This is a genomic window from Caballeronia sp. LjRoot34, from assembly GCF_964253815.1.
GTDB lineage: Bacteria > Pseudomonadota > Gammaproteobacteria > Burkholderiales > Burkholderiaceae > Caballeronia.
The window spans coordinates 1,980,836-2,004,683 of record NZ_CAXUSB020000002.1 but is presented as its reverse complement, the minus strand read 5'-3'; the positions used below and the strand labels follow the sequence as shown (position 1 = coordinate 2,004,683).

The following is a 23,848-nucleotide window of genomic DNA, read 5'->3' as shown; positions in this document are numbered from 1 at the left end:
GTAGCCTGTTATGTCGCTGACGCGGCTGACTTCGCGGCGTCGGCCATGTTGACCAGGTTGGCCCGCACGGTGTCGTTCGGCCGGGCGCGCTGAAGACCGTTCACGACAATGCGCTCACCCGGTTTCAAGCCCGAGATGACCACGCGAAGGTTGTCGTGCAGGCCGCCCAGGCGGACTTCACGGTATTGCACCTTGCCCGCGCCATCGACCACCAGCACGTATTTCTTCGCCTGGTCCGTGCCGACCGCCGCGTCGTCGATCAGGATGGCCGGGTGCGCTTCACCGCCGCCAACCTTCACGCGTGCATAGAGGCCGGGAACGAGCGAGCCGTCGGTGTTGTCGATGCTGGCGCGCACGCGGATGGTGCCTGACGAGGTATCCAACCGGTTGTCGACTGATGTGACCGTGCCCTGGCGCGAATAGCCGTCTTCGTTCGCAAGACCCAGGGAGACCGGCACTTTTGCATTGCGGTCACGGCCGAGATATTGCAAGTACGTTTGTTCATCGACATCGAACGATGCGTAGATCGGCGACACGGAGACGAGCGTGGTCAGCAGCGGGGCGTTGGCGCCTGCCGACACCACGTTACCCACCGTCAGTTCGGCACGCGAAACGCGCCCGGAGACGGGCGCGTTCACCGTGGTGTAGCTGAGATTGACTTGCGCGGCTTCAAGCGCCGCCTTTGCTGCTTTCACACCGGCCGCGGCTTCGCGCGAGGCGTTTTGTTTCTCGTCGTAGTCACGCCTGGCGATTGCGTTATCCGCCAGCAGCCGGTCAGCGCGCGCCGCGTCAGTCGCGGTATAGGTGGCCCGCGCCTGAGCAGCGGCTAGCTGCGCGGCTGTGCGGTCGACTTCCGCAACGTACGGGCGCGGATCGATCGTAAAGAGCGGGTCGCCCTTCTTCACAAGTGCGCCGTCTTTGAAATGCACGGCGACGATAGTGCCGGGCACGAGCGGGCGCACATCGACATGGTCGATCGCTTCCAGGCGGCCGGAATAGCTTTGCCAGTCGGTAATCGTCTCGGAGAGAACCGCGGCGACATCGACTTCGGCCGCCGGCGCCGGGGTGTCAGCCGCTTGAGCTGCAGCGACCGGCCCTGAATTGATTCCGTGGGTGAAGCCAACGCCTGCTATTGCGCCAACTAAAGCAATGGCACCGAGCGCGGCAGTAAGCTGTTTTTTGCGATGGGTTAGCATAAGTAGTATTCCTTATAGATACAAAGTGATCCGGGAAAACGCATCGGGATTCAGCTCGGCTCATAGCCGTCACAACACTGCGACTCGGATGCGTGTGTAGCGTTGACGGAAGTATGGCTTCCGGGCTTGAGGTTATAAAGTAGGCTTCAGTGGTTTCTTTGTATCCACCAGGGCGACAATTTCGCTCATGTCACTACGGGATGAGGCGCTTGCGCAAGAACTCCGCAACATCGGCCAGTGCCGGTGCGTGCGAGACGAGTTCGCCATGGGTGGTGCCGCCATGCCGTGTCATCTCTACCGGCACGCCCGCCGCAATCAGCTCTCTTGCGTAGGTCTCGCCGTCTGCACGAACCAGGGATGCTTCCGCGCTGGCGATCAACGTGGGCGGCAATGTGCCGAGGCGTCGTGATTCGAGTGGCGCTGCATAAGGATGGATACGCTGCGAAGCGGTGGGAAGATAGGCGCGATAAAAGCGCGCGCATGCCTCGGCATCGAAATCATCGTTCGAGGAGGTGGCCTTGCTATCGATCAGCCGGGTCATGCTCGGGTCGAGCAGCGGCGCCAGAAGCGCTTGCGCCGCCAGCCTGTGGACACCGCGGTCGCGTGCGATGGCGGCGAGGCCGGCCGCAATGTTTCCTCCCGCGTCATAGCCGACCGCAGCAAGACGCGTGGCGTCTGCGCCGTACGAACGTGCGTTGGATGCGGCCCACGCCAGTGCGAGATACGCATCCTCGGTTGCGGCCGGAAACGGGAAGGCGGGTGCGAGCGAATACCCCACGGCAATAACCCATGCCGGCGTGCTGGCCGCGAGAAACGAAGCGGGTTCGTTGGCGTCGTCGAGGCTTCCCTTGACGAAGCACCCTCCGTGGAAATACAACACGATGGGAAGCGCGCCGGATGTTATCGGCCGGTAGCTGCGCAATGTAATGTGCTGCGCGTGACCCGCGATTCCGATGTCGGATAATTCCAGCTTCGCTTTCATGTGAGGTGAGTGGACATTCTCAATTAGAGGGGGATGTGAGCGTTATTCGCAGACCGGATTGTCCACATAACCCTCGTTGAGATAAACGTCTCACTTTCGACAAGACAATTCGGTCGTAGCGAATTCTGTTATCAAAGGGGAGCTAAAGGTTCGGGCGTGACAGGTCCGTCGGGCATCGCGCACGCAGTCGTTGAACCGTGCTTGCCTTGCCTTGCCTTGCGAAGAATCGACTCGCGCTCTGGTGTCAGCGGCGCGGGCCTGCCGGACGCCGGTCACACTGCCGTTGCATCCTCACTGCGTGGCGTGGCGACTCGCGCAGGGTGACGCGGCTTCAGGTACTGTGCGAGGCCCGGGGGCAGGGGGTTGTCGGCTCGCAGGATCTTGCACTGCTCGAAGAGCTCCGCGATCCACTCTACAAAGACCCGCACTTGCGGCGAGAGATGGCGGTTCTGCGGATACACCGCAGAAATAGGAAAGGGCATGGGCCGCCATTTCTCCAGCACCTCGATCAGCGTGCCGGACTGGAGATGGGGAAGCGCCAGGAAGTGCGGCACCTGGATAATGCCGAGTCCTTTCAAGCCGCATTGCAGGTACGCGTCGCCGTCGTTGGCCGCGAGCCTTGAGCGAATCTGGATTTCGACCGGCTTGCCGTCGACCACAAAATCCATCTCTACAATGCGGCCGTTGCGGCTGGAGAAGTAGTTCACCGCAATATGACGATCAAGGTCGGCGAGTGTCTTGGGTTCGCCGTTGCGCGCAAGATAGTCGGGGCTTGCGACGGTCACGAATTCCGAGACCCCTACCCGCCGTGCAACGAGCGTGGAGTCCTGCATCGGGCCCATGCGAATCGCGCAGTCCACACTATCCTGCACGAGGTCCACGGCCTTGTCGCCCACGCCGAGCATCAGGTCGATGTCAGGGTACCGGGCGTGGAAGTCATCCAGCGCGGGTACGACGATAAGCCGGCCGATCGAGCCTGGCATATCCACCTTGAGTTTGCCCCTGGGGCTGGCCGTTGTGGAGAACGAGCTCTCCGAGTCTTCGACCTCCGCGAGAATCCGCGAGCAGCGTTCGTAATACGCGGCGCCATCCGGCGTCACGCTGATGCGGCGGGTGGTCCGGTTCAGAAGCCGTACCTTGAGGTAGGCCTCGAGGTTCTGGATGATGGTGGTGACTGACGAGCGCGTCATGTGCAGGGAGTCAGCGGCACCAGAGAAGCTGTTGGTGTCGACCACGCGGGTGAAGACCTGCATCGCCTGAAGTTTGTCCATTGTGTTTGAGTCTCTGCAAGGGGCACCGGCCTGGGCGCCCGCGACGCGTCATTCAGGGGCGCCTGACAGTTCACCTGGCGCCCGGCGGGAGAGGAGCTGAATCTCACCGGCGAGCGCTTCTATGTACGGGTCGTGGAGGCTGCACTGCTTAAGCGCGGCATGTAGCTTGAACACATACTCGGCGTTGCTGCCAAACTTGCCCGCGGTAGTTGCCACGAGCGGTGCCACCGTCGACACACGCGAATCAGCTTCGTATTGCTCGCGATGTGTGTCAGCCACAAACGCAATCGCGTGGGTCTCGGTGCCGTCGTCAAGCGTGACGGGTGCCCACGTTGGCGCGTAGGAACCCAATACCATCTCGCGAATCCACACGACTCGCAGCTCTTCATCGGTCGTCGCCCGGGGCAGCCTCAAAGCCACGCCGTGGGCATGCCCTCCGGCCTCGAGCGCGAGCATCCGCCCGGGCATCTCGGGACTGGCGCGACCAGCGACCATCCGAAGGCAGAAACTGCGATGCCAGTCGTGCAGCGTCGCGACCTGGCGTTTATCGAAGTCCACCAACGGGTTCCACATGAGCGAGCCGTACGCGAAAATCCACACGTCCTCCGCGTCCTTGGGGCGCAGCTTCATGGTGTCGGTGAGAGAGCGCTCGATTCGCTCCTGCGTCCAAAGATTCGGCAGGGACTCGAAGTTCTCGAGATAAGCACCTGAGTGAATCGCCTGTCGTGTCAGCATCGCCATTGCCCGGTCAAGGTTGGAAATGCCCGGGTGTCATACGGCGGCATCAGGAAAGTACGATCAGCCATTCACCCAAGCTTGACCCGAGTATGACCGCGGTCCCTTGCCGAATAAATACTGATGCGGGAGACGCTTTGGCGATTCTGGAGCGACAATCCAACTGCGCCTCTGCCTCTGCCTTTGCTTCTACCTCTGCTTCTACCTCTTTATGACCCTGGGCCTGACCGCAGCCGCTGGCAGCACCGGTTGCGGCTCGGGTAAGCCGTCGCGAATCTTGCGCAGCGCCGACGCGAGAATCATTGCGTCGCCGTTCAGGGGTGCCACGCCGCCTCGCGTTTTGGGCCTGTACACCGAGTCGCCCTTGCTGATGTGCATGCCGGAGAGCGCGCAGCGTCCGGACCGGCGCGAGAGAGTCTGCGACCAGATTTGTTCTTCATAGTTACAGAGCGTAGGGTCGTGCCACGACAAGGCCACGAGCGAGTTCGCCAGTTGTTCGAGTACTGTCACGGTGAAGGTACGAAGCTCGCGGCGGCCCGCCCGTGAGCTCACTGCAGGCCGCGGGAACCGAGGGCGTACGAGCTCCTCGGGGAACTCGTCGGGCGGGTCGGAAAATTGCAGCAACGCGAGCAGCATCCGGGACCACGGGTCTGAATCCGTCGGCACGATGCTGTCACTCTCCCTGCGGTCACTCTCCCGCCGCGGCTGCGCGGATCTGCCCGGAGCGGCTGAAGATGGGGCGGTGGATGCCAGTGTTTGCAGGGCGGGGGAAGGGTAGGTCGTGCCGGTCTCGGACAGGAGCTCGGCAGGCACACGATAGCGTTCAGCGTTCAACATCATCTTCCTCTCATCGGGTAAGAGTCGGAGCGGTTATCGAACAACGGGGCGTGACGCGAAACGCCTATTGGATGCAGATGGCCGACAGGTCTACGGTGCGCCGGTAGACACTTCTGTTGAGCCACGAAACGAAGGTGTATTCGACGTAGGCGTTAGCGCCAATGAAGAGCCAGGTATGCAGAATATGCGGCACGGTGAATTCCTTTGAGGCAGAAGATGCGGTTAAAGGGAAAACGGTCGGGCGCGGCAACGCGCGGGCAAAAGTGCCGGCATGCCGAATCGCTGTTCTGCACGGTCAATGAGGCTGCTTGTGCGCGGGGAGGGTGCTTCGCTGTCATCCGGCGAGCGCAAGAACGCGATGACTTAAGCGTAGTGAGCGCGGGTGGGGGAAGCTATTCTACGGTCGGGTAGGACGATGCCTCGAAAAGCGTAATCGCGATATACGGCGGTATAGCTCACAATCTGGGTACGCTTCGCAAAAGATCGAGCGCTTTGAGGGGAACCGCTTAGTCGGATCTTCACCGCCCTTATACGGACGTATATGATGACAAGGAAAACGGAAGCATCGAAAAGTGGCTGTCAGCTTTCGCTCACGTAAAGAATCGGCAGCACGCACAACCTTCGAGACATGGTTCCAGCGTGCCGATGCTACGCGCCGCTTTGGCGCAGCGGTCTCGCCGTAGGGAGGGACGTAGTGGGAACAATCGGTTCGTCATACAAGAGCAGCGCGCCCGGTTATCTGGTGCGGCTGTGGATTGGCGGCTGTGTAGCGCTAGGTATCATTGCTGCCGTCTGTTTCTACTTCCAGCTGAATCTGGCCACTACGGGCTTCAGCCTGTTGATCGCCATTGTGCTGTTGTCGCTTCTGGACAGCTTCGTTTCTTCAGCTATCTTTTCCGTTGTGGGCGCGTCGTTGCTGAACGTGCTCTTTACTCCGCCCATTTTCAGTTTCCGGATCCAGAAGCTTCAGGACTATTTTCCCCTGATGGCTTTCTTCGTCACGTCGCTTGCCATTACCTCGCTTGTGCGGCGCTCGCGGCGCATGGAGCAGACCCAGCGTGCTCAGGCACGCCTGCTTGACCTGACCCATGACACGGTATTCGTGCGTGACAAGGACGAGGTCATCGCCTACTGGAACCACGCCGCGGAGGTGCTGTATGGCTGGAGCAAGGCTGAAGCGACCGGCAAGCTCGCCCACGAATTGCTCAAGACTGTATTCCCCGCACCGCGTGAAGAGATTGGTCAGATGCTCCTGCAAGAGGGGCATTGGGAGGGTGAACTGGTCCACACCAAGCGCGACGGCACCGAGGTCACCGTGGCTAGCCGGTGGACCTTGCAGCACGATGAAAATGGCGCGCCGGTCGCAACGCTCGAAACGAACAATGACATCACGCAGCGCAAGCGCGCCGAGGAGTTGCTGCGTAAAAGCCAGGCGCAATATCTTGCGGAAGCGCAAAAGCTGAGCCGTACCGGGAGCTTCGGGTGGAACGTGGCGACCGGGGAGATATTCTGGTCGGAGCAGGCATTCGAGATTTTCGAGCATGACCCGGCGAGCGCGCCGACCCTGGAGACGGTGCGGCGTCGCGTGCATCCCGAAGACCTGCCTATCTTCGAACAGATGCTCAGCCAGCTCAGCAATACGGCAGACGATTTCGATATCCAGCTACGGCTGCTTTTCCCCGATGGCCATATCAAGTATCTGCATGTCGTCGCTCATGGTGCGCAAGGCGAGGCGGACAAACGCCAGTTCATCGGTGCTGTCATGGACATAACCGCCATGAGGCAAACCGAAGCGCAACTGCAGCAGGCCCAGAATGATCTCGCGCGCGCGAGCCGCATCTCGGCGCTTGGCGAGCTGAGCGCGTCCATTGCCCATGAGGTTGGTCAGCCGCTGGCGGCCATTGTCACGAATGGAGAAGCGTGCCTGCGCTGGTTGCGGCGGCAACCGCCCAATATGGAAGAGATCGAGGGGTGTGTCACGCAGATGACCGATGAGGGCAATCGTGCTGCCGACATCGTTCATCGCGTGAGGATGCTCATGAAGGGTTCGCCACCCGCGCGCGCCGCGGTCGAGATGAACGAACTCGTCCGGGAATCCACTGCGCTGATCCGGGCGGAAGTGGAGCGCCACGAGGGCTCGCTCGTGCTGCTGCCCGCGCCCGTGCTGCCCCCGGTGCTGGCCGACCGCGTGCAGCTCCAGCAGGTGCTCATCAACATCATCATCAACGGCATGCAGTCGATGTCAGCGGTCCCGGGCAAGCGCGAAATGGTCATCGCCACGACAACCGATCCCGAAGGCAATGTGGTGGTCTCCGTTCGCGACAGCGGTCCCGGTATCTCCGAGCAGAACCTGCCGCGCCTCTTCGATGCCTTCTTCACAACCCGAAGCACGGGCATGGGGATGGGGCTGGCCATCTGCAGTTCGATCATCGAATCACATGGGGGCCAAATCTGGGCGGCCAACAATCCGGACGGTGGGGCGACCTTCAGCTTTTCCCTTCCCGCAGCCATGCTTCCGGCCTCCGTCACTGTCGGCTAGAGAAGAAGAGCGGAGGTCCACTGGGAGAGCGTTGCACGGCTAAACCCGGTTATACATTCGTATCATCGCGAAGGCCGGGTTTGTAATGTAGGCTTTAGACCACAAGAAGGACGAGCGCAATTTCACCGCCCGTTATCCCTTGAGAGAGAGGTCGAGGGCCGCGTCTTGCAGAAAATGCCTGTCATATCAATTGTCGACGACGACCAGGCTGTTCGCCGCGCACTAGGGAGCCTGGTGCGTTCGATGGGTTGGGAAGCCCGCATGTTCGAGTCGGCAGAGGAGTTTCTCGCATCGGGAGAGGCGGTGGACACGTCATGCCTGATTTCCGATATCCGCATGACAGGCATGTCAGGGGTTGAAATGCACGAGCGTCTCGTGGCGCAGGGCCAGGCGCCCGTGACCATCTTTATCAGCGCGTATCCAACGCCTTCCCTGCAGGCCAGGGCCGTTGAAAACGGTGCCCTGGTGCTCCTGCAGAAGCCCTACCAGCCGTCGGTGATGACGCACTGGCTCTCGGTCGCGGTCGGCGTGCCGTAGGCCGGCTGTGGACCGACTGTGGACCGCTAACGCCTGGCAAGCAGAGCCGCGCAAACCCCTAGGCTCTTCACATATTCGGATAATTCGGCCCACCGCCGCCTTCTGGCGGTACCCACACAATATTCTGCGTCGGGTCTTTGATATCGCAAGTCTTGCAGTGCACGCAGTTCTGCGCGTTGATCTGCAAGCGCTCGCTGCCGTCATCGTTCTTCACAAACTCGTATACCTGTGCCGGGCAATACCGTCCTTCCGGTCCCGCATACGTTCTTAAATTCACATCCACCGGCACCGATGCATCCTTCAGCGTCAAATGCGCCGGTTGGTTTTCCTCGTGATTTGTATTCGATATAAACACCGACGCCAACCGGTCGAACGTCAGCTTCCCATCCGGCTTCGGATACACGATCGGCTTGCATTGCGATGCAGGTTTAAGCGTTTCGTTATCCGCGTGCTGATGATGCAGCGTCCAGGGCACATTGCCGCCCGATACCTTCTGCTCGAGCCCGACCATGAACGTGCCCAGGTACAGGCCCTTGCTCATCCACTGCTTGAAATTACGCGCCCGATATAGCTCCGTCTTAAGCCACGAGCTATCGAACGCTTCGGGGTAGGCGCTCAGTTCATCGGCTTGACGACCGGCTTGCACGGCGTCGAACGCGGCTTCAGCAGCCATCTTGCCGGACTTGATCGCGGCATGACTGCCCTTAATCCGCGATGCGTTCAGGAACCCGGCATCGTCGCCGGCCAGCGCTCCGCCCGGGAACACCAGCTTTGGCAATGACATCAACCCACCGGCCGTGATCGCCCGCGCGCCATACGACACCCGCTTGCCGCCTTCGAGGAACGTGCGGATAGCCGGATGCGTCTTGTAGCGCTGGAATTCCTCAAACGGCGACAGGTACGGATTCGAATACCCCAGCCCGACGACAAAGCCCACCATCACCTGGTTATCGTCCATGTGATAGAGGAACGAGCCGCCGTAGGTATCGTTTTCCAGCGGCCAGCCAGCCGTGTGAATCACGAGGCCCGGCTTGTGTTTCGCGGGATCGATCTGCCACAGTTCCTTGATGCCGAGGCCATAGACTTGCGGATCGGCGTCGCGCCCGAGCTTGAATTTATCGGTGAGTTGACGGCCCAGATTGCCGCGTGCGCCTTCGCAGAACAGCGTGTATTTGGCGTGCAATTCCATGCCGAGCTGGAAGTTGCTGGTCGGCTCACCGTCCTTGCCCACGCCCATGTTGCCCGTCGCCACGCCGCGCACGGCGCCGTCTTCGGTGTAGAGCACTTCGGCCGCAGGAAAGCCCGGGAATATTTCAACGCCCAGTGCTTCAGCCTGTTGCCCCAGCCAGCGCGTGACGTTCGCCAGGCTCACGACATAGTTGCCGTGGTTCTTGAAGTTGTCGGGAAGCAGCCAGTTAGGCACCTGCTTTGCGCTGTCCTTCGACAGAAACAGGAAGCGGTCCTCGGTGACTTCCACATCGAGCGGCGCGCCCTGGGTCTTCCAGTCGGGGAGCAATTCGCTTAAACCCCGTGGGTCCATCACCGCACCCGAGAGAATGTGCGCACCGATCTCGGAGCCTTTCTCCAGCACGCAGACGCCGAGTTCGACGCCTTTTTCCTGCGCAAGCTGCTTCAGCCGGATAGCCGCCGATAGCCCCGCAGGACCGCCGCCCACGATCACGACGTCGTACTCCATGGATTCACGGGGACCGTGTTGTTTGATGAGCGCTTGGTTATCCATGGCGTACGTGATCTATCGCAATCGACACAAGCTGTGCACTTGGACCGTACGGTTTCATATCGATGTCTTCGTGCAAGCCATCGAGCCAGATGCCCGTGAGCGGACGCAGCGAGACGTCGCGCAACAACGCGCTTTTGATCGACCATTGTCCGGCTACGCAAAACAGGATCTGCGATGACGCGGACGTGATGCGCGCCGAATGCGTCGCTACGCTTACGCGGGAGCCGCAGGTGTCGCGGCGCGTCATGACGTTCAATACGTTGACGGGACGCGCGGGCAATGTGACCCATACATGCAAGTCACCTGAAAAATGCACTGGCTGTCCTGCGCGTGCGTTTAACTGGCCGTCTTGCGAATGAAGATCGACAGTCTCATCGTCGAGCAGGGTCAGGGTGCGATCGAAGCCCGCGAACTGCGAGAACTTCGCCGCACCGCTCAATTCCGCGAGGCTCACGCGCCATGCGCCCTCCAATCCGCGTGCGATGGTGCGGGTCGTGCCCGCACCGTTCGCCCACGCCTCCGGCGCGATCCGCGAGCAATCGAAGAAGCGCACCGACGCTTGTTCTTCGAAACGTTCTTCAGAGAAAACTGCGTTCATGTGACGTCTCCTGTTGCGCGCGCGTGAGCATCGAGTTCGCCCATGACATCGAAAAGATCGCCTACGATGCCGTAGTCCGCGACCGAAAAAATCGGCGCATCAGGGTCCTTGTTCACGGCTACGATAATCTGCGAATCCTTCATCCCGGCCAGATGCTGGATTGCGCCGGAGATGCCGAACGCGAGGTAGATATCAGGCGCCACGGTCTTGCCGGTTTGCCCGACCTGCGCGGCGTTGGGCGCATAACCTGCATCCACTGCCGCACGCGACGCACCGAGCGCGGCGCCCATGTTGCGGGCCAACACGCCGAGCGTGTCCATGTTTTCCTTCGACGCCAGCCCTCGTCCGCCCGCCACTACGACGCGGGCGCTCGACAGATCGCGCCCGTCTTGCGCCGAGGCCTGCCGATCTGTCAGTACGGTTGCGGTGAACGGCGTGATGGCATCGAGCGCTACGATTAAAGCTGCGCCGCCGGTCGCGCAAGCAGGCGTGAACGATGATGTCCGGATGGTGGCAAAGAGCGTGGCGCTCGTACTCTCGATTGTCGCGACCACGCTGCCTGCGTAGAGACCGCGCACGAAACGCTGTGCCGTCACAACGCGCGTGATGTCCGCAACAAACGCGTTGCCGGTCAACGCAGCGGCTCGGGGAAGGGCCGCGCGTCCCGCTGTGCGGTGGCTCGCAGAAATAATCGAGTAATCCGAAGCAATATGCTGAAGAAGCGCGGCAAGTGTTTCGGGATTGGGTATGTCGTCCGATGCCAGCAACACGCGCCCGACGCCGTTAATGCACGCAGCCGCATTCGCCATGGCAGGCGAAAAGGTGAGCACATCAACCGGTACGCCACGCTCACTCGCCGCGCTGATTACACGCAAGGTCGCATCGGCGATCGCGCCGTCTTCCCATTCCCCTACGACAAGACTTCTCATGGTCATGCTCCCACGTTCTGAAACAGCCGCTCGCTGCCGATGGCGCCAAGCAGCGCGGCGGTATCGGCGACTTTGATGCCGGGCTGGCGGACCGCCGGCTCGGCTATCTCCACGATGCGGATTTGTGTGCCGAGAGCGACGTTGAGCGTTGCGGCATCAAGCGTGCGCAGCGGCTTTTGTTTAGCCTTCACGATGCTCGGCAACGTGACGCGGCGAGGCTCGGCCAAGCGCAGGTCCGCACTGACCACGGCCGGCCCGTCAAGGCGCCAGGTGGTCGTGCCGGCGTCGTCGCCGCAGGTGACCAGCCAGCCGCGTCCTGCCGCTTCGATCGCGGATGCATTGAGTGCCTGTGGCCAGCCGAGCAACCCGGCGAGCATGGCCGCAACGCCGCCGATGTCGTCATCGATCGCCTGCTTGCCGCACAGCACGAGACCGAAGGTGTCGGTATTGGTATCAGCCTCGGCGATCATGAATGCCTGCAGCAGGCGTGCTATGGCGAGCGAGTCCAGCGAAGCATCGGCTGTATCGATCAGCACTGCGTTGTCCGCACCCATCGCCAATGCGGTGCGCAGCACATCCTGACAAACAGGCAGGCCGCAGGTGAGCACGGTCACGCTCGACGCCACGCCGTCTTCGCGCAGACGCAGGGCCCGCTCGACAGCGCATTCGTCGAACGGGTTAAGCGACATTTTCAGGCCTGCCGTATCGACGCTGCCGGCGGAGCCGATGCGAACGCGCACGTTGGCATCGACGACCCGTTTCACGGGGACGAGAATTTTCATGGTCATTTCAGGGTTACCGTCGAAGGGATCAGGACACCGCGCCCGAACCGTATTTGCCGACCAGCAACGCGCCGCTCGCGAAACGATCGAGCGCGTACGGTGAGAGCGCGACATCGGTGGCTTGGCCCAACGCGTGCTGCGCGAGAAGCTTGCCGATTCCCGGCGACAACTTGAAGCCGTGTCCGGAGAAACCAAACCCGACCGTCAATCCTTCTATGTCCCCGACCGGCCCGAGTACGGGGTTCCAGTCCGGCGTGACGTCGTACACCCCGGTCCACGATGACGCGAGCCCAGCCATTTCGTACGCGGGAAAACGTTCTGCAACCTGGGCACCGACCTCGCCGACATAGTCGAGCGAGATATCGCCTTGCTCGGTCTCCGGGGCGTTCAGCGTTTCACCCACCACGCCTTCGGACACGAGCATCTGGCGGCCACCGTAGCTGCGGAAATACAGCATGCCCGGCGAGCCGAGATCCTTGAAGGCCGGCATGCTGAATGTATAGGGCGCGGCGTCGCACTCCAGGGCGAGCACCGTATGGCGTTCCGGTTTGACGGGCAGCGGCACGCCGATCCACCCGGCGAGCTCGGGTGTCCAGATGTTCTGCGTGCTGATCAGCGCCCCGCAACTGAAGGTGCCGGCCGATGTTTCGATGCCGGTCACCCGACGGCCATCGCGCACGAGGCCGGTCACGGTCGTGTTCTCCATGATCTTCACGCCGCGCCGGCGAGCCGAGCGCGCGAAGCCCGTCGCGACCAGATAAGCATCGGCGAAACCCGCCTCGGGTTCGTAGCCGATCAACGCGGCATCGTCGAATTGAGCGATTGGCAAACGCTCGCGGGCTTCAGCCTTTGAGAGCAGTTGTACCTCGATGCCCATGCCTTGCTGCGCATCGAGCGAAGCCTGCAGTGGCGCAAGCTTGTCGCCTTCGGGCGCGCAGATCATATAACCGCATTTCACGAGACCGCACGAGGCTTCATCGTCCTCCACGTAAGCCGCGAAGTTGTTGAACGCGTGCCACGACGAACGCGCGAGTTCCACGTTCTGCCGCACGGAATAGTGCGTGCGCAACAGCCCCGACGACTGCGACGTCGTGCCCGCTCCGATCGTGCTGCGATCCACGACCAGCACGCTTTTGGCGCCCAGCGCGGCGAGATGATGGGCAACCGACGCGCCGATAACTCCGGCGCCGATCACGATAAAGTCGTAATGGCTCATGGCACTTCCTGAAAGAAGATCGATGAACGGATTGTAGGGAGGGGAAATGCTAAGCCGCTTTGTATTAAGCAAACTTATGCAGAGCGCGCGGATTGATGCAGACTTCAGACGGAGCCACTAACCGTAGCGACAGGAAACCGGAGCGTGTTCAGCTTCGTTGCGCACTTTGCATAAGCGTTTGTGATGAACTTTATAAGGGCGCGCCCGGCAGCGTGCGTCGACGCACCAAGCAAGGCAGACAGCGCACCGCCTTAAGGCGGTCGCGTTTCCCGCACTTCCATCCGTGCCACCTTTCATGGTCGCCAGATGGTTTCCTGTCATGAACTTTTAGTTCTCAAAGGGAAACTTGGCATGATCGTTGCATGGCTATGTCGAGGCGTGTTCCGAGCCTTCATTCGGTGGCCGTCGGCGGGTACAGGATGATCGACAGAAACTGGATGGGCATCTTGATGAGCTTCTCCGGACCGTGCGGAACATCGCCCTGGAACGTGAGGGTATCGCCCGGATGCAGGACATAGGTTTGCTGGCCGTGCCGGTATTCAATCACCCCTTTCAGCATGTGGATAAATTCGGTGCCGGGATGCTCGAAGATCGGAAATCGTTCGGCCTCGTCATCCATCGTGATGAGGAACGGTTCGAAGATTTTCCTGGGACCCTGGTCATAAGCAAGCAAATGATAAGTATGGCCGCGTTTCGTTCCCTTACGGACCACTTCCATGCCGGCCCCTTTTTTGACGAACTGGGCACCACCGTCGGGGACGTCGTAATTGCGAAACAGGGCCGACATTGACACGCCGAGGGCCTGGGCGATTCGGTTGAGAACATCGAGTCCGGTCGACGTCTGCGCATTTTCGATCTTCGACAGCATGCCGCGGCTGATGCCGGCCTGTTCGCAAACCTGGGCAATGGTCAAGCCATGGCGCTGGCGAAGTTCGCGGATGGTCGCGCCAAGGTAATGCTCAAGCGGATTCTTGCGGTCATCCTCGGTTTGCATTGCACGCCTCATGAGAAAACGGCAGGTTAGCAGATCAGTTGGGGTAGGTACGCGTCATATGTTTCATGGTAGGAATTATTGTTGCATATCAATAAATTTCTGCACATACTACGAACTTGCTTGGCAGAGCGCCGGGACGGGTGATTTTCGAGCGGGTCGTAGTCGGGCCATGCAAAAGAGGCATGGCTTTTTCAACCAACGATAGACGATGCAAGGAGTCACGATGAACCTGAACGATGGCGGCAACGCGCCGGTCGCGGAGCTTGGCACCGAGCTTGGCAAGACCCCGTGCTTTGAATCCGCGCAGGACGCGCAAAGCTGGCTCGTGCAACAAGGCGTGAAATACGTGCTGGCGCAGTTCGTCGATATTCACGGCGTGGCCAAGGCCAAGTCGGTGCCGGTCGCGCACCTCAACAGCATCCTCACCGCGGGTGCCGGGTTCGCGGGTTTTGCAATCTGGGGCGTTGGCATCGAGCCGAACGGGCCCGATTTCATGGCCGTGGGCGATCTCTCGACCCTCACCACCGTGCCCTGGCAAAGCGGTACGGCGCGCATTGTCTGCGAGGGTCATGTCAAGGGCGAACCCTGGGCCTACGACGCGCGCGTGACGTTGAAAAAGCAGATAGCGCGGCTGACGGAGCGCAAATGGACCTTGTTTACAGGGCTTGAACCAGAGTTCTCGTTGCTCAAGCGTTCGGCGACGGGCGTTATCGAGCCATGCGATGCCAGCGATACGCTCGCCAAACCCTGCTACGACTACAAGGGTTTGTCGCGCACGCGCGCGTTCCTGGAAAAGCTCACCGAGTCCATGCGCGCGGCGGGAATCGATGTCTACCAGATCGATCACGAGGACGCGAACGGCCAGTTCGAAATCAACTATACGTACACGAATTGCCTGACCTCCTGCGATCACTACGTGTTCTTCAAGATGGCAGCCTCCGAGATCGCGAACGAGATGGGCCTGATCTGCTCGTTCATGCCCAAGCCGTTCGCGAACCGGCCGGGCAACGGCATGCACATGCACATGTCCATCGGCGATGGCGTAAGCAATCTTTTCTCAGACAAAAGCGATCCGTCGGGCATGGGCTTGTCGAAGCTTGCGTATCACTTCACGGCGGGTTTGCTCGCCCATGCACCGGCGCTCACCGCGCTATGCAACCCGACCGTGAACTCATACAAGCGGCTGGTCGTTGGCCGTTCGCTGACCGGCGCAACCTGGGCGCCCGCGTATATCAGCTACGGCGACAACAATCGCTCGACCATGGTGCGCATGCCGGGTGAGCGCATTGAACTGCGCCTGCCCGACGGCGCGTGCAATCCGTATCTGGCGACGGCCGCCGTGATCGCGGCGGGTCTCGACGGGGTCGAGCGCGAGTTGTCGCCCGGTGCCCCGGCCAATGAAAACCTCTATGAGTGGTCGCCGGCCAAGCTGAAGGAACATGGCATCGGCGTGTTGCCGCAGAACCTTGAGCATGCGCTGGACGCACTTGAAAGCGACCGTCTGATCTGCGACGCGCTCGGTCCTGTCGCCGATGAATTCCTCAAGCTCAAGCGGATGGAATGGCTTGAATACATGCGGCATGTGTCGGATTGGGAAATGAAGAATTATCTGGAATTTTTCTGAGGAGAAGCACGATGTGCGGAATCGTAGGTTTGCTGGTGAAAACACCGGCACTGCGCGAGCAGCTTGGGGCGTTGATGGTGCCCATGCTGATTGGCATGACCGAGCGCGGCCCGGACTCGGCAGGCCTGGCGGTGTTCAGCCAGCCGCTGGATGCGGCCAGGCGAAAACTCAGCCTGTATTCGGGGTTCACCCCGGAGGGCGATCGCTTCGACTGGAGCGGGCTGACGGCTGCATTGAACGGCGCGATGAATGTGGACGCGCAGGTGGACGCGCAAGGCAATCACGCGATCCTGACCCTGCAGGGTGATCCGGAAGCCGTGAAGACCTGGCTGCGCTCAGCGTTTCCGTTGGTGTACCTGCTTTCCACGGGACGTTCCATCGATTTGTACAAGGACATCGGCACGCCGGCACAGGTGGCAGCACGTTACGACTTCGCGAATCTGAAGGGCTCGCATCTCGTGGGTCATACACGCATGGCCACGGAGTCGGCGGTCACGCCCGATCGCGCGCATCCGTTCACGGCCGGCGAGGATTTCTGCCTGGTGCATAACGGCTCGCTATCGAACCCCTATGGCGTACGCCGCATGCTCGAACCGCAAGGCATTCACTTCGATACCGACAACGACACCGAAGCCGCCTGCCGTTTTCTTGAATGGCGGCTGCGCGAAGGGGATGAATTGCCGGTAGCGCTGCAAAAGGGCTTCGAGGAACTGGACGGTTTCTACACCTTCCTGATGGGCACATCGACAGAACTGGCGTTGATTCGCGATCCGTTTGCCTGCAAGCCAGCGGTCGTGGCCGAGACCGATGACTACGTCGCGATCGCATCGGAATTCAGGTCGCTCGCGCATTTGCCCGATATCAAGCATGCCAAAGTGTTTGAGCCTGCACCCGAGGAGATGTACGTATGGAAAGCGTGATCTTTGACCTGGAGAAAGCGACGGTCCGCGAGGTCAACCAGTTTCTTCATGGTGCGCCCGAGACGCTCGAAGGGCGGCAGGTGACGGTCGTGTCGCCGAACGGCGCCCACAATCTGGCGGTCGGCGTCGATGCCCCGGTTCAGGTGCTGATCGACGGACACGCGGGTTACTACGCAGGCGGTATGAACAAACACGCGACGATCATCGTGGACGGTAGCGCGGGCACGGGCGTCGCGGAAAACATGATGAGCGGCAAGGTTCACGTGAAGGGTTTTGCGTCGAATGGCGCGGGGGCATCGGCGCATGGCGGCCTGCTTGTGATCGATGGCGATGCCGGTCTGCGCTGTGGAATCTCGCTTAAAGGCGGCGACATTGTGGTCGGCGGGTCGGTCGGCAGCTTCTCGGCGTTCATGGCGCAGGCGGGCCGCATGGTGATTTGCGGCGACGCGGGCGACGCGCTTGGCGACTCCCTCTACGAAGCGGTGCTCTACGTACGCGGTTCGGTGAAGTCGCTCGGCGCCGACGCGCAGTACGAAGAGATGACCGACGCCGATGTCTCGGCCGTTCGCGACCTGCTGAAAGCCGCGGGACTGAATCACGATCCGATGTCGTTCAAACGCATTGCTTCGGCGCGCACCCTCTACCACTGGAACGCCGACGCGAACCAGGAATATTGACATTTCCGTTCTTCTGAGAAGGTCCCCATGGAAGCCAAACCGGTTCATTTTGCCCGGCTGCAGCAAGAAGAGTCAGCAGGTTATGACCGCAGCACGATCGACTATATCCACACGGCGGCACAGCGCGGCCTGTACGAAATCCGTGGCCTTGGCGCCAAGCGCCGAGTGCCGCATTTCGACGACCTGCTGTTTCTCGGCGCATCGCTTTCGCGTTATCCGCTTGAGGGCTATCGCGAGAAATGCGTGACAAGGACCGTGCTCGGTACACGCTTCGCGAAGAAGCCCATCGTGCTTGATATCCCGATCACGATTGCAGGAATGAGTTTCGGCGCGCTTTCGGCGAACGTGAAAGAAGCGCTCGGGCAAGCCGCGACCGCGGCAGGAACATCGACCACGACCGGCGATGGCGGGATGACGCAGGAAGAGCGCCGCTCGTCCAAGACGCTGGTTTATCAGTGCCTGCCGTCGCGCTACGGCTGGAATCCCGACGACGTGCGCCGCGCCGATGCAATAGAAGTGGTGATCGGGCAGGGTGCGAAGCCGGGCGGCGGCGGCATGTTGCTTGGGCAGAAGGTCAACCCGCGCGTGGCTGCCATGCGCACGCTCCCGGCGGGTATCGACCAGCGTTCGGCGAGCCGTCATCCCGACTGGACCGGTCCCGACGACCTCTTGATCAAGATCCAGGAACTGCGCGAGATCACCGATTGGGAAAAGCCGATCTACGTGAAGGTGGGTGCCACGCGCACCTTCAACGACGTGAAGCTTGCCGTCCATGCGGGCGCCGACGTGGTCGTGGTCGATGGCATGCAGGGCGGCACAGCCGCGACCCAGACATGTTTTATCGAGAACGTCGGCATTCCGACGCTGGCGGCTGTCCGTCAGGCGGTGGACGCGCTTGAGGACCTGAACATGAAGGGGCAAGTGCAGTTGATCGTGTCGGGCGGGATTCGCACCGGTGCGGACATTGCGAAGGCCCTGGCGATGGGTGCGGATGCCGTGGCGATCGGGCAAGGCATGTTGATGGCGCTGGGTTGCAACAGCGATACGTATTTCCAGCATGGCGGTCTGCATTCAGCCGCGGCGGATTATGCGGCGCTGGGTACATCGGCGGGTTTTTGCCATCATTGTCATACCGGTAAATGCCCGGTCGGTGTCACGACCCAGGATGCGTTGCTTGAACAGCGCGTGCAGCCGGAAGAAGGCTCGCGCCGGGTACGCAATTACCTGAAGACGCTGAACATGGAACTGACGACGATCGCACGGGCTTGCGGCAAGCAGAATGTCCATCATCTGGAACCTGAGGATCTGGTGGCGCTGACGGTCGAAGCCGCGGCCATGGCGCGGGTGCCGTTAGCCGGTACGTCGTGGATTCCGGGGTTGACCTAAATAAAAAATCAGTCGAGGCACGAAGGATCTTGAATAGCCGTTATCAGCAGTTCAAGAAACGCGGCCACAGCCTTGGGTAGCGTACGCCCGGCCATGGTCTGAACCTGAAGTGTCCGCTGATGCAACTCCGGGTTGCTGATAGGCACAGCCGCCAGATTGTCCGGCTTGAGGCGGCTGCGAACCGTCAGGTACCCGACCAGCGTGACCGCCTTCGTCTGCTGCACGAAGGTCTGCAGTGCGCTGCCATAGTTACTCACGAACACGGGCTCGAAGGTCAGGCCTTCAAGGCTGCAGGCGATATCGAATAATTGTCTGACGGTTACGCCCTCGTCATAGATCGCTAGCGGCCACAGTTTCAGGTCGGCAAGCGAGACGGATTGCCGTTGCGCCAACGGATGGTCGTGCGTGACCAGCGCAAAGATCGGTGCGCGCTGCGCGTAATGCACGTTGACGTCCTTTTCCGGTGCGACGCTGAAACACACGGCAATGTCAGCGGTGCCGTCACGCACTCGCTGCGTGGCTTGTGTCGGCGTGTCCACATCGAGTTGAAAATGCGCCGCCGGCCAGGTCTTCAGGAAGTGCACGAATACCTGCGGCAGGAAATCCCGGGCAACCCCTTCGGAACTCGACACGCGGATCGTGGCGCGATGATCCGTCGTCAGGCCGCGAATCTCCTCGGTCACGCGATCCTGCTCCATCAGGCTGCGATGCGCATGCGCGGCCAGGAGGCGTCCCGCTTCACTCAGCACCATGCCTCGCGGCCGCCGCTCGAACAACGGCACGCCCATCTCGTCCTCCAGCTTTGCAATCTGCCGGCTTAGTGCCGATACGGCGACGAACAGCCGCTCGGACGCTCGGCTTAGCGACCCGCTTCGGGCGACCTCAAGGAAATAACGTAGCGCAGTGGTTTGCATGACGCATGCCTCGTGGGAGCTTTGCCTTTTCGGCAACGGAATCTGCCAAATATTGTCATTGTCCATAAATATCGGCGGTATCAAGATCGCGTCATCGATTTCCCGGATTAGAAGACCCAACGCCTTTGGCGTGCTTCATCGGAGATAAAGAAGTGACACGCGAGTCCGCTATTCAAGCTGCAGCCGATCTGTACGATTCCGGCATTTTTCTCGAAGACTTGCGTCGCCGCGTGGCGATGCGCACCGAAAGCCAGGAGCCGGAAAGCGGCCCGTTGCTAAGTGCGTATCTCGACGAAGAGATCGCGCCAGCGCTGGCCGAACTCGGTTTCACGTCCCGGTTGGTCGACAATCCCGCGAAGGGCGCGGGGCCGTTCCTGATTGCTCATCGTCACGAAAGCGATGACTTGCCGACGATCCTGACCTATGGGCATGGCGACGTCGTACGGGGCTACGACGCGCAATGGCGCGATGGCATGTCGCCGTGGCAAGTCACTGTCGCCGGCGATCACTGGTACGGACGCGGCACCGCCGACAACAAAGGCCAGCACAGCATCAACCTGGCCGCGCTCAAGGCCGTGCTGGACGCACGGGACGGTCGGCTCGGCTTCAACTTGAAGCTGCTGGTTGAAACCGGTGAAGAGGTGGGCTCGCCTGGCCTGCATGCCGTATGCGAGCTGCTTCGCGACGAATTGAGCGCCGACGTATTGATTGCCTCCGATGGCCCGCGTCTGGGCGCCGCGCACCCGACGATCTTCCTCGGTTCACGCGGCTTGGTGAATTTCAAGCTTGATGTGAACCTGCGCGAAGGTGGCCATCATTCGGGCAACTGGGGTGGTTTGTTGCGCAATCCCGGCGTGGTGCTGGCCAGCGCGATTGCGTCGATGGTCGATGCCAACGGGCGCATCCTCGTTGAAGGTCTCAGACCGCCGGAGGTGCCGCAAGCGGTGCGGCGCGCGCTGGAGGGCATTACCGTCGGCGGCAATCCGGGCGAGCCGGAAGTCGACACAGGTTACGGCGAACCCGACCTCACGCCGGCTGAACGCGTATTCGGCTGGAACAACATGGAGGTGCTGGCGTTCCGGACCGGCAATCCCGAGAAGCCGGTCAATGCAATCCCGCCGCACGCGTTCGCGTACATGCAGATCCGCTTCGTGGTCGGAACGGACTGGAAAAACCTCGAGCAGATCGTGCGTCGCCATCTGGATGAACGGGGCTTCGAGAGGGTCAGCATCGAGGTGGATCGGGGCTCGCCCGCCACGCGCGTGGACCCCGACAACGCCTGGGTGAAATGGGCCGAGCGCTCGCTCAAGCAGACCACGGGGCGGGCACCCGTGCTCCTGCCAAACGTGGGCGGCACGCTGCCCAACGACGCTTTCGCGGAGGTCCTCGGCATGCCCACGCTATGGGTGCCGCATTCGTATCCTGGCTGCTCGCAGCATGCACCCGACGAGCATTTGCTTGGTCCGGTCGTGCGTGAGGGGTTGTGCATCATGGCGGGTCTGTTCTGGGATCTGGGTGAACCTGACCACGCCGCCTTTGTGCCGAGGTCTGCCCGATGAGCACCGACGCCACCACCGTCTTGCCTGAAGCACGAAGACACGCCAGCATCTACAAGCTGATTGCCGCAACATCCATAGGCAATGCGCTCGAGTTCTACGATCTCGTGGTCTATGGTTATTTCGCGTCGACGTTATCGAAACTGTTCTTTCCGACCACCGATAAAACGGTGTCGTTGTTGCTGACGCTCGGTACTTTTGCTCTCTCGTATCTTGCGCGGCCGGTGGGTGCATTCGTGCTGGGGTCGTACAGCGACCGCAAGGGCCGCAAGGCGTCGTTGACACTCTCCATCGCCATGATGACGCTCGGGACCGGCATGGTCGCGCTGATGCCCGGCTACGCGACCATTGGCGTGCTGGCGCCCATCGGCATCTTTGCATCGCGGCTCTTGCAGGGATTCTCGGCGGGCGGTGAGTTCGGCAGTTCCACGGCTTTCCTCACCGAGCATGCGCCCGCGCGCAGCGGTTTCATGGCGAGTTGGCAGTTCGCGAGCCAGGGCGCGAGCGTACTGGTTGCATCGGCGTTCGGCGCGGTGCTGACGAGCACGCTCACGCCGGCGCAACTCGAAGGCTGGGGCTGGCGCATCCCGTTCCTGTTCGGCCTCTTGATCGGGCCGGTGGGTTGGTATATCCGCCGGCATGTCGATGAAACCCCCGAGTTCGAACGTACCGAACGGTCCGCTTCGCCCATTCGCGAAGTGATGGCTACGCAGAAGGAACGAGTGCTGGTGTGCATCGGTTCGCTGGTGCTGACGACTACGGCAAACTATATGCTGCTCTACATGCCGACGTATGCGAGCAGGCAGCTGGGGCTTGCGCCGTCGTATGGATTTATCGCGACGCTGGCGGCGGGTTTTATCGTCATGGTGCTGACGCCGATGGTCGGCCATTGGTCCGACAAAGTGGGGCGCACCCGCATCATGCTTGGCGCAGGATCGGTGTTTTTCGTGACCATCTACCCGGCGTTCATGTTCATGAACGCGCATCCCTCGCTGCTTACGTTACTGGCCGCGGTTGTTTGGGTCGCGGTACTCAAGGCCATCTATTTCGCGCCCATTCCCGCGTTGATGTCGGACCTGTTTCCCGTCCGTACGCGGACTACCGGCATGGCGGTGGGCTATAACGTGGGCACCACGGTGTTCGGCGGTTTCACGCCGCTTGCGGTGGCTTCGCTGATCGCGGTCACGGGCAATAATCTGGCGCCCGGCCTTTATCTGATGCTCGCGGCCATCATCAGTCTCTTCACGCTGCTGTGGGCGCGAACGCGCCTGAAAGTGCATTAAACCGTTGGATGAACTACTGGACATGACCGACATGAAGGATTTGCAGCAAGCCGTACAGTTCTCGATAGATCATGAAAGCCTGTGGGACCGCAATGTGGATGGCGCCTGGGGCGTGCATGTGAACGACCCGCCGCCGTGGAACCGGCTGCTGGGTCCCGTGCACGATCGCGGTCCTGTTTCCGGCGCGATTTCCATCGATGGCAAAGTGCTCACAACTTGGGGCGAACCTGATCGCGCCGACCTGACGTTCAGCATCGCCAAGACTTATCTGGCCTTGCTGGCGGGCGTGGCGTTTGATCGCGGCTTGCTGCCGGATGTGAGCGAGCCGGTGCATAGACGCGTACCGGGTATCGGTTTCGATGATGAGCACAATGCCCGCATCACTTGGGCGCATCTGCTTCAGCAGACCAGTGAATGGCGAGGCGAGTATTTTGGACTGACGGATCAGGCGGACCATTTTCGCGCGGTCACGTTCGGACGCGCGCCCGATGGCAAGAAGGGCGATCTTCGGCGGGTGCAGGCACCTGGAACGTACTGGGAATACAACGACGTCCGCATCAACCAGTTCTCACTGGCGCTGCTGCACTTGTTCGGCCGGCCGTTGCCCGAGGTGTTCCGCGAGGCGATCATGCAGCCGCTTGGCGCGAGTGAAGACTGGCAATGGGTGGGATATGACAATGCCTGGATTGAACTCAACGGGCAACGCATGCAGTCAGTTCCGGGCGGAACGCACTGGGGCGGCGGACTGTCGATCAGCGCGAATGATCAGATCAAGGTGGCGCGTCTTTTTGTCGATGACGGGATAGTCGACGGGCACCGGATCATCTCGAGTGAATGGCTCGCGCGCATGAAAACGCCTTGTGCGCTAGCGCCGTATTACGGTTATCTGGTCTGGCTCAATCACGAACGCCGCGTGTTTCCGAGCGTGCCGGCGTCGAGCTACTTTGCAATTGGCGCGGGTAGTTCGTTCACATGGATTGAACCAGAGCGAAAGATGGCGGTGGTGGTCCGCTGGCTGAATTCCGCTCACGCCGATGAGTTTTTCGGGCTGGTGTTGAAGGCGGTGGATGGGGCAGTGGGGCGGTGAGCGCGAGAGGTGAGTGAGCCACGGGCGAACGTGGCGATGCGGTC

The 23,848-nt window shown here is 61.1% G+C and carries 21 protein-coding genes; 9 read left to right on the top strand and 12 right to left on the bottom strand.

Features of this window, described 5'->3' with window-relative positions; all coding sequences use genetic code 11:
* Positions 1–8: 8 nt before the first annotated feature.
* From ACSQ36_RS28580 to ACSQ36_RS28560, 5 genes are all read right to left on the bottom strand, one after another.
* Positions 9–1,196 (bottom strand): efflux RND transporter periplasmic adaptor subunit, encoded by a 1,188-nt coding sequence (locus ACSQ36_RS28580; RefSeq protein WP_436184563.1) that lies wholly within the window; start codon positions 1,194–1,196, stop codon positions 9–11.
* A gap of 193 nt (positions 1,197–1,389) precedes the next feature.
* Positions 1,390–2,178, bottom strand: a complete 789-nt coding sequence (locus ACSQ36_RS28575) for an alpha/beta hydrolase (protein ID WP_436184562.1) — start codon at positions 2,176–2,178, stop codon at positions 1,390–1,392.
* A 272-nt stretch (positions 2,179–2,450) separates the two neighbouring features.
* On the bottom strand, positions 2,451–3,449 hold the full coding sequence (locus tag ACSQ36_RS28570) for a LysR family transcriptional regulator (RefSeq protein WP_436184561.1): 999 nt from the start codon (positions 3,447–3,449) through the stop codon (positions 2,451–2,453).
* Between the two features lie 48 nt (positions 3,450–3,497).
* The gene (locus ACSQ36_RS28565; RefSeq protein ID WP_436184560.1) at positions 3,498–4,184 is read right to left on the bottom strand and encodes a gamma-glutamylcyclotransferase; all 687 of its coding nucleotides are present in this window, start codon (positions 4,182–4,184) and stop codon (positions 3,498–3,500) included.
* A gap of 201 nt (positions 4,185–4,385) precedes the next feature.
* Positions 4,386–4,850: a DUF3331 domain-containing protein gene (locus ACSQ36_RS28560; RefSeq protein WP_346730541.1), complete on the bottom strand. Its 465-nt coding sequence runs from the start codon at positions 4,848–4,850 to the stop codon at positions 4,386–4,388.
* An 865-nt stretch (positions 4,851–5,715) separates the two neighbouring features.
* On the opposite strand from ACSQ36_RS28560, the gene ACSQ36_RS28555 reads away from it, so the two are divergent.
* Together ACSQ36_RS28555 and ACSQ36_RS28550 are read left to right on the top strand one after the other, a co-directional pair.
* Positions 5,716–7,560, top strand: a complete 1,845-nt coding sequence (locus ACSQ36_RS28555) for an ATP-binding protein (protein WP_436184559.1) — start codon at positions 5,716–5,718, stop codon at positions 7,558–7,560.
* A gap of 174 nt (positions 7,561–7,734) precedes the next feature.
* On the top strand, positions 7,735–8,097 hold the full coding sequence (locus ACSQ36_RS28550; RefSeq protein WP_436184558.1) for a response regulator transcription factor: 363 nt from the start codon (positions 7,735–7,737) through the stop codon (positions 8,095–8,097).
* A gap of 67 nt (positions 8,098–8,164) precedes the next feature.
* Here the strand turns inward: ACSQ36_RS28550 and ACSQ36_RS28545 are convergent, their stop codons facing one another.
* From ACSQ36_RS28545 to ACSQ36_RS28520, 6 genes are all read right to left on the bottom strand, one after another.
* Entirely contained in the window at positions 8,165–9,838 is a 1,674-nt protein-coding gene (locus tag ACSQ36_RS28545) for an electron transfer flavoprotein-ubiquinone oxidoreductase (RefSeq protein WP_436184557.1), read from the bottom strand.
* On the bottom strand, positions 9,831–10,436 hold the full coding sequence (locus tag ACSQ36_RS28540) for a HutD/Ves family protein (RefSeq protein ID WP_436184556.1): 606 nt from the start codon (positions 10,434–10,436) through the stop codon (positions 9,831–9,833). Before ACSQ36_RS28540 ends, ACSQ36_RS28545 begins: the two co-directional genes overlap by 8 nt.
* The gene (locus tag ACSQ36_RS28535) at positions 10,433–11,365 is read right to left on the bottom strand and encodes an electron transfer flavoprotein subunit alpha/FixB family protein (protein WP_436184555.1); all 933 of its coding nucleotides are present in this window, start codon (positions 11,363–11,365) and stop codon (positions 10,433–10,435) included. The genes ACSQ36_RS28540 and ACSQ36_RS28535 overlap by 4 nt, the downstream gene beginning before the upstream one ends.
* A 2-nt stretch (positions 11,366–11,367) precedes the next feature.
* Positions 11,368–12,147 carry an electron transfer flavoprotein subunit beta/FixA family protein gene (locus ACSQ36_RS28530; RefSeq protein ID WP_436184554.1) on the bottom strand — a complete coding sequence of 260 codons (780 nt, stop codon included), beginning with the start codon at positions 12,145–12,147 and terminating at the stop codon, positions 11,368–11,370.
* A 28-nt stretch (positions 12,148–12,175) separates the two neighbouring features.
* Positions 12,176–13,363, bottom strand: coding sequence for an NAD(P)/FAD-dependent oxidoreductase (locus ACSQ36_RS28525; protein ID WP_436184553.1), 1,188 nt, complete (start codon positions 13,361–13,363; stop codon positions 12,176–12,178).
* Positions 13,364–13,754: 391 nt separating this feature from the next.
* Entirely contained in the window at positions 13,755–14,357 is a 603-nt protein-coding gene (locus ACSQ36_RS28520; RefSeq protein WP_436184552.1) for a helix-turn-helix domain-containing protein, read from the bottom strand.
* A gap of 223 nt (positions 14,358–14,580) precedes the next feature.
* Here ACSQ36_RS28520 and glnT point away from each other — a divergent pair, with 223 nt between their 5' ends.
* The 4 genes from glnT to ACSQ36_RS28500 are packed head-to-tail and all read left to right on the top strand — an operon-like array spanning position 14,581 to position 18,964.
* On the top strand, positions 14,581–15,981 hold the full coding sequence (gene glnT / locus ACSQ36_RS28515) for a type III glutamate--ammonia ligase (protein WP_436184551.1): 1,401 nt from the start codon (positions 14,581–14,583) through the stop codon (positions 15,979–15,981).
* Between the two features lie 11 nt (positions 15,982–15,992).
* Positions 15,993–16,901, top strand: a complete 909-nt coding sequence (locus ACSQ36_RS28510) for a class II glutamine amidotransferase (protein WP_213765655.1) — start codon at positions 15,993–15,995, stop codon at positions 16,899–16,901.
* Positions 16,889–17,578 (top strand): protein glxC, encoded by a 690-nt coding sequence (locus tag ACSQ36_RS28505; RefSeq protein WP_414952990.1) that lies wholly within the window; start codon positions 16,889–16,891, stop codon positions 17,576–17,578. The genes ACSQ36_RS28510 and ACSQ36_RS28505 overlap by 13 nt, the downstream gene beginning before the upstream one ends.
* 27 nt (positions 17,579–17,605) lie before the next feature.
* Positions 17,606–18,964, top strand: a complete 1,359-nt coding sequence (locus tag ACSQ36_RS28500; protein ID WP_213765657.1) for an FMN-binding glutamate synthase family protein — start codon at positions 17,606–17,608, stop codon at positions 18,962–18,964.
* Positions 18,965–18,972: 8 nt separating this feature from the next.
* On the opposite strand, the gene ACSQ36_RS28495 is transcribed toward ACSQ36_RS28500, so the two are convergent.
* Positions 18,973–19,878 carry a LysR family transcriptional regulator gene (locus tag ACSQ36_RS28495; protein ID WP_436184550.1) on the bottom strand — a complete coding sequence of 302 codons (906 nt, stop codon included), beginning with the start codon at positions 19,876–19,878 and terminating at the stop codon, positions 18,973–18,975.
* Between the two features lie 152 nt (positions 19,879–20,030).
* On the opposite strand from ACSQ36_RS28495, the gene ACSQ36_RS28490 reads away from it, so the two are divergent.
* From ACSQ36_RS28490 to ACSQ36_RS28480, 3 genes are read left to right on the top strand one after another with little or no spacing between them, the layout of a single operon-like run.
* The gene (locus tag ACSQ36_RS28490) at positions 20,031–21,437 is read left to right on the top strand and encodes a M20 family metallopeptidase (protein WP_436184549.1); all 1,407 of its coding nucleotides are present in this window, start codon (positions 20,031–20,033) and stop codon (positions 21,435–21,437) included.
* Entirely contained in the window at positions 21,434–22,717 is a 1,284-nt protein-coding gene (locus tag ACSQ36_RS28485; RefSeq protein WP_436184548.1) for an MFS transporter, read from the top strand. Before ACSQ36_RS28490 ends, ACSQ36_RS28485 begins: the two co-directional genes overlap by 4 nt.
* Before the next feature lie 22 nt (positions 22,718–22,739).
* Positions 22,740–23,804: a serine hydrolase domain-containing protein gene (locus tag ACSQ36_RS28480; RefSeq protein WP_436184547.1), complete on the top strand. Its 1,065-nt coding sequence runs from the start codon at positions 22,740–22,742 to the stop codon at positions 23,802–23,804.
* The last annotated feature ends 44 nt before the right edge of the window (positions 23,805–23,848 follow it).

Coding starts and splice junctions, on each gene's coding strand:
- ACSQ36_RS28565 (WP_436184560.1), bottom strand. CDS start 4,184: ATGCTGACACGACAGGCGATTCACTCAGGTGCTTATCTCGAGAACTTC.
- ACSQ36_RS28530 (WP_436184554.1), bottom strand. CDS start 12,147: ATGAAAATTCTCGTCCCCGTGAAACGGGTCGTCGATGCCAACGTGCGC.
- ACSQ36_RS28510 (WP_213765655.1), top strand. CDS start 15,993: ATGTGCGGAATCGTAGGTTTGCTGGTGAAAACACCGGCACTGCGCGAG.
- ACSQ36_RS28520 (WP_436184552.1), bottom strand. CDS start 14,357: ATGCAAACCGAGGATGACCGCAAGAATCCGCTTGAGCATTACCTTGGC.
- ACSQ36_RS28580 (WP_436184563.1), bottom strand. CDS start 1,196: ATGCTAACCCATCGCAAAAAACAGCTTACTGCCGCGCTCGGTGCCATT.
- ACSQ36_RS28480 (WP_436184547.1), top strand. CDS start 22,740: ATGACCGACATGAAGGATTTGCAGCAAGCCGTACAGTTCTCGATAGAT.
- ACSQ36_RS28500 (WP_213765657.1), top strand. CDS start 17,606: ATGGAAGCCAAACCGGTTCATTTTGCCCGGCTGCAGCAAGAAGAGTCA.
- ACSQ36_RS28540 (WP_436184556.1), bottom strand. CDS start 10,436: ATGAACGCAGTTTTCTCTGAAGAACGTTTCGAAGAACAAGCGTCGGTG.
- ACSQ36_RS28550 (WP_436184558.1), top strand. CDS start 7,735: ATGCCTGTCATATCAATTGTCGACGACGACCAGGCTGTTCGCCGCGCA.
- ACSQ36_RS28575 (WP_436184562.1), bottom strand. CDS start 2,178: ATGAAAGCGAAGCTGGAATTATCCGACATCGGAATCGCGGGTCACGCG.
- glnT (WP_436184551.1), top strand. CDS start 14,581: ATGAACCTGAACGATGGCGGCAACGCGCCGGTCGCGGAGCTTGGCACC.
- ACSQ36_RS28570 (WP_436184561.1), bottom strand. CDS start 3,449: ATGGACAAACTTCAGGCGATGCAGGTCTTCACCCGCGTGGTCGACACC.
- ACSQ36_RS28495 (WP_436184550.1), bottom strand. CDS start 19,878: ATGCAAACCACTGCGCTACGTTATTTCCTTGAGGTCGCCCGAAGCGGG.
- ACSQ36_RS28485 (WP_436184548.1), top strand. CDS start 21,434: ATGAGCACCGACGCCACCACCGTCTTGCCTGAAGCACGAAGACACGCC.
- ACSQ36_RS28525 (WP_436184553.1), bottom strand. CDS start 13,363: ATGAGCCATTACGACTTTATCGTGATCGGCGCCGGAGTTATCGGCGCG.
- ACSQ36_RS28535 (WP_436184555.1), bottom strand. CDS start 11,365: ATGAGAAGTCTTGTCGTAGGGGAATGGGAAGACGGCGCGATCGCCGAT.
- ACSQ36_RS28505 (WP_414952990.1), top strand. CDS start 16,889: ATGGAAAGCGTGATCTTTGACCTGGAGAAAGCGACGGTCCGCGAGGTC.
- ACSQ36_RS28545 (WP_436184557.1), bottom strand. CDS start 9,838: ATGGATAACCAAGCGCTCATCAAACAACACGGTCCCCGTGAATCCATG.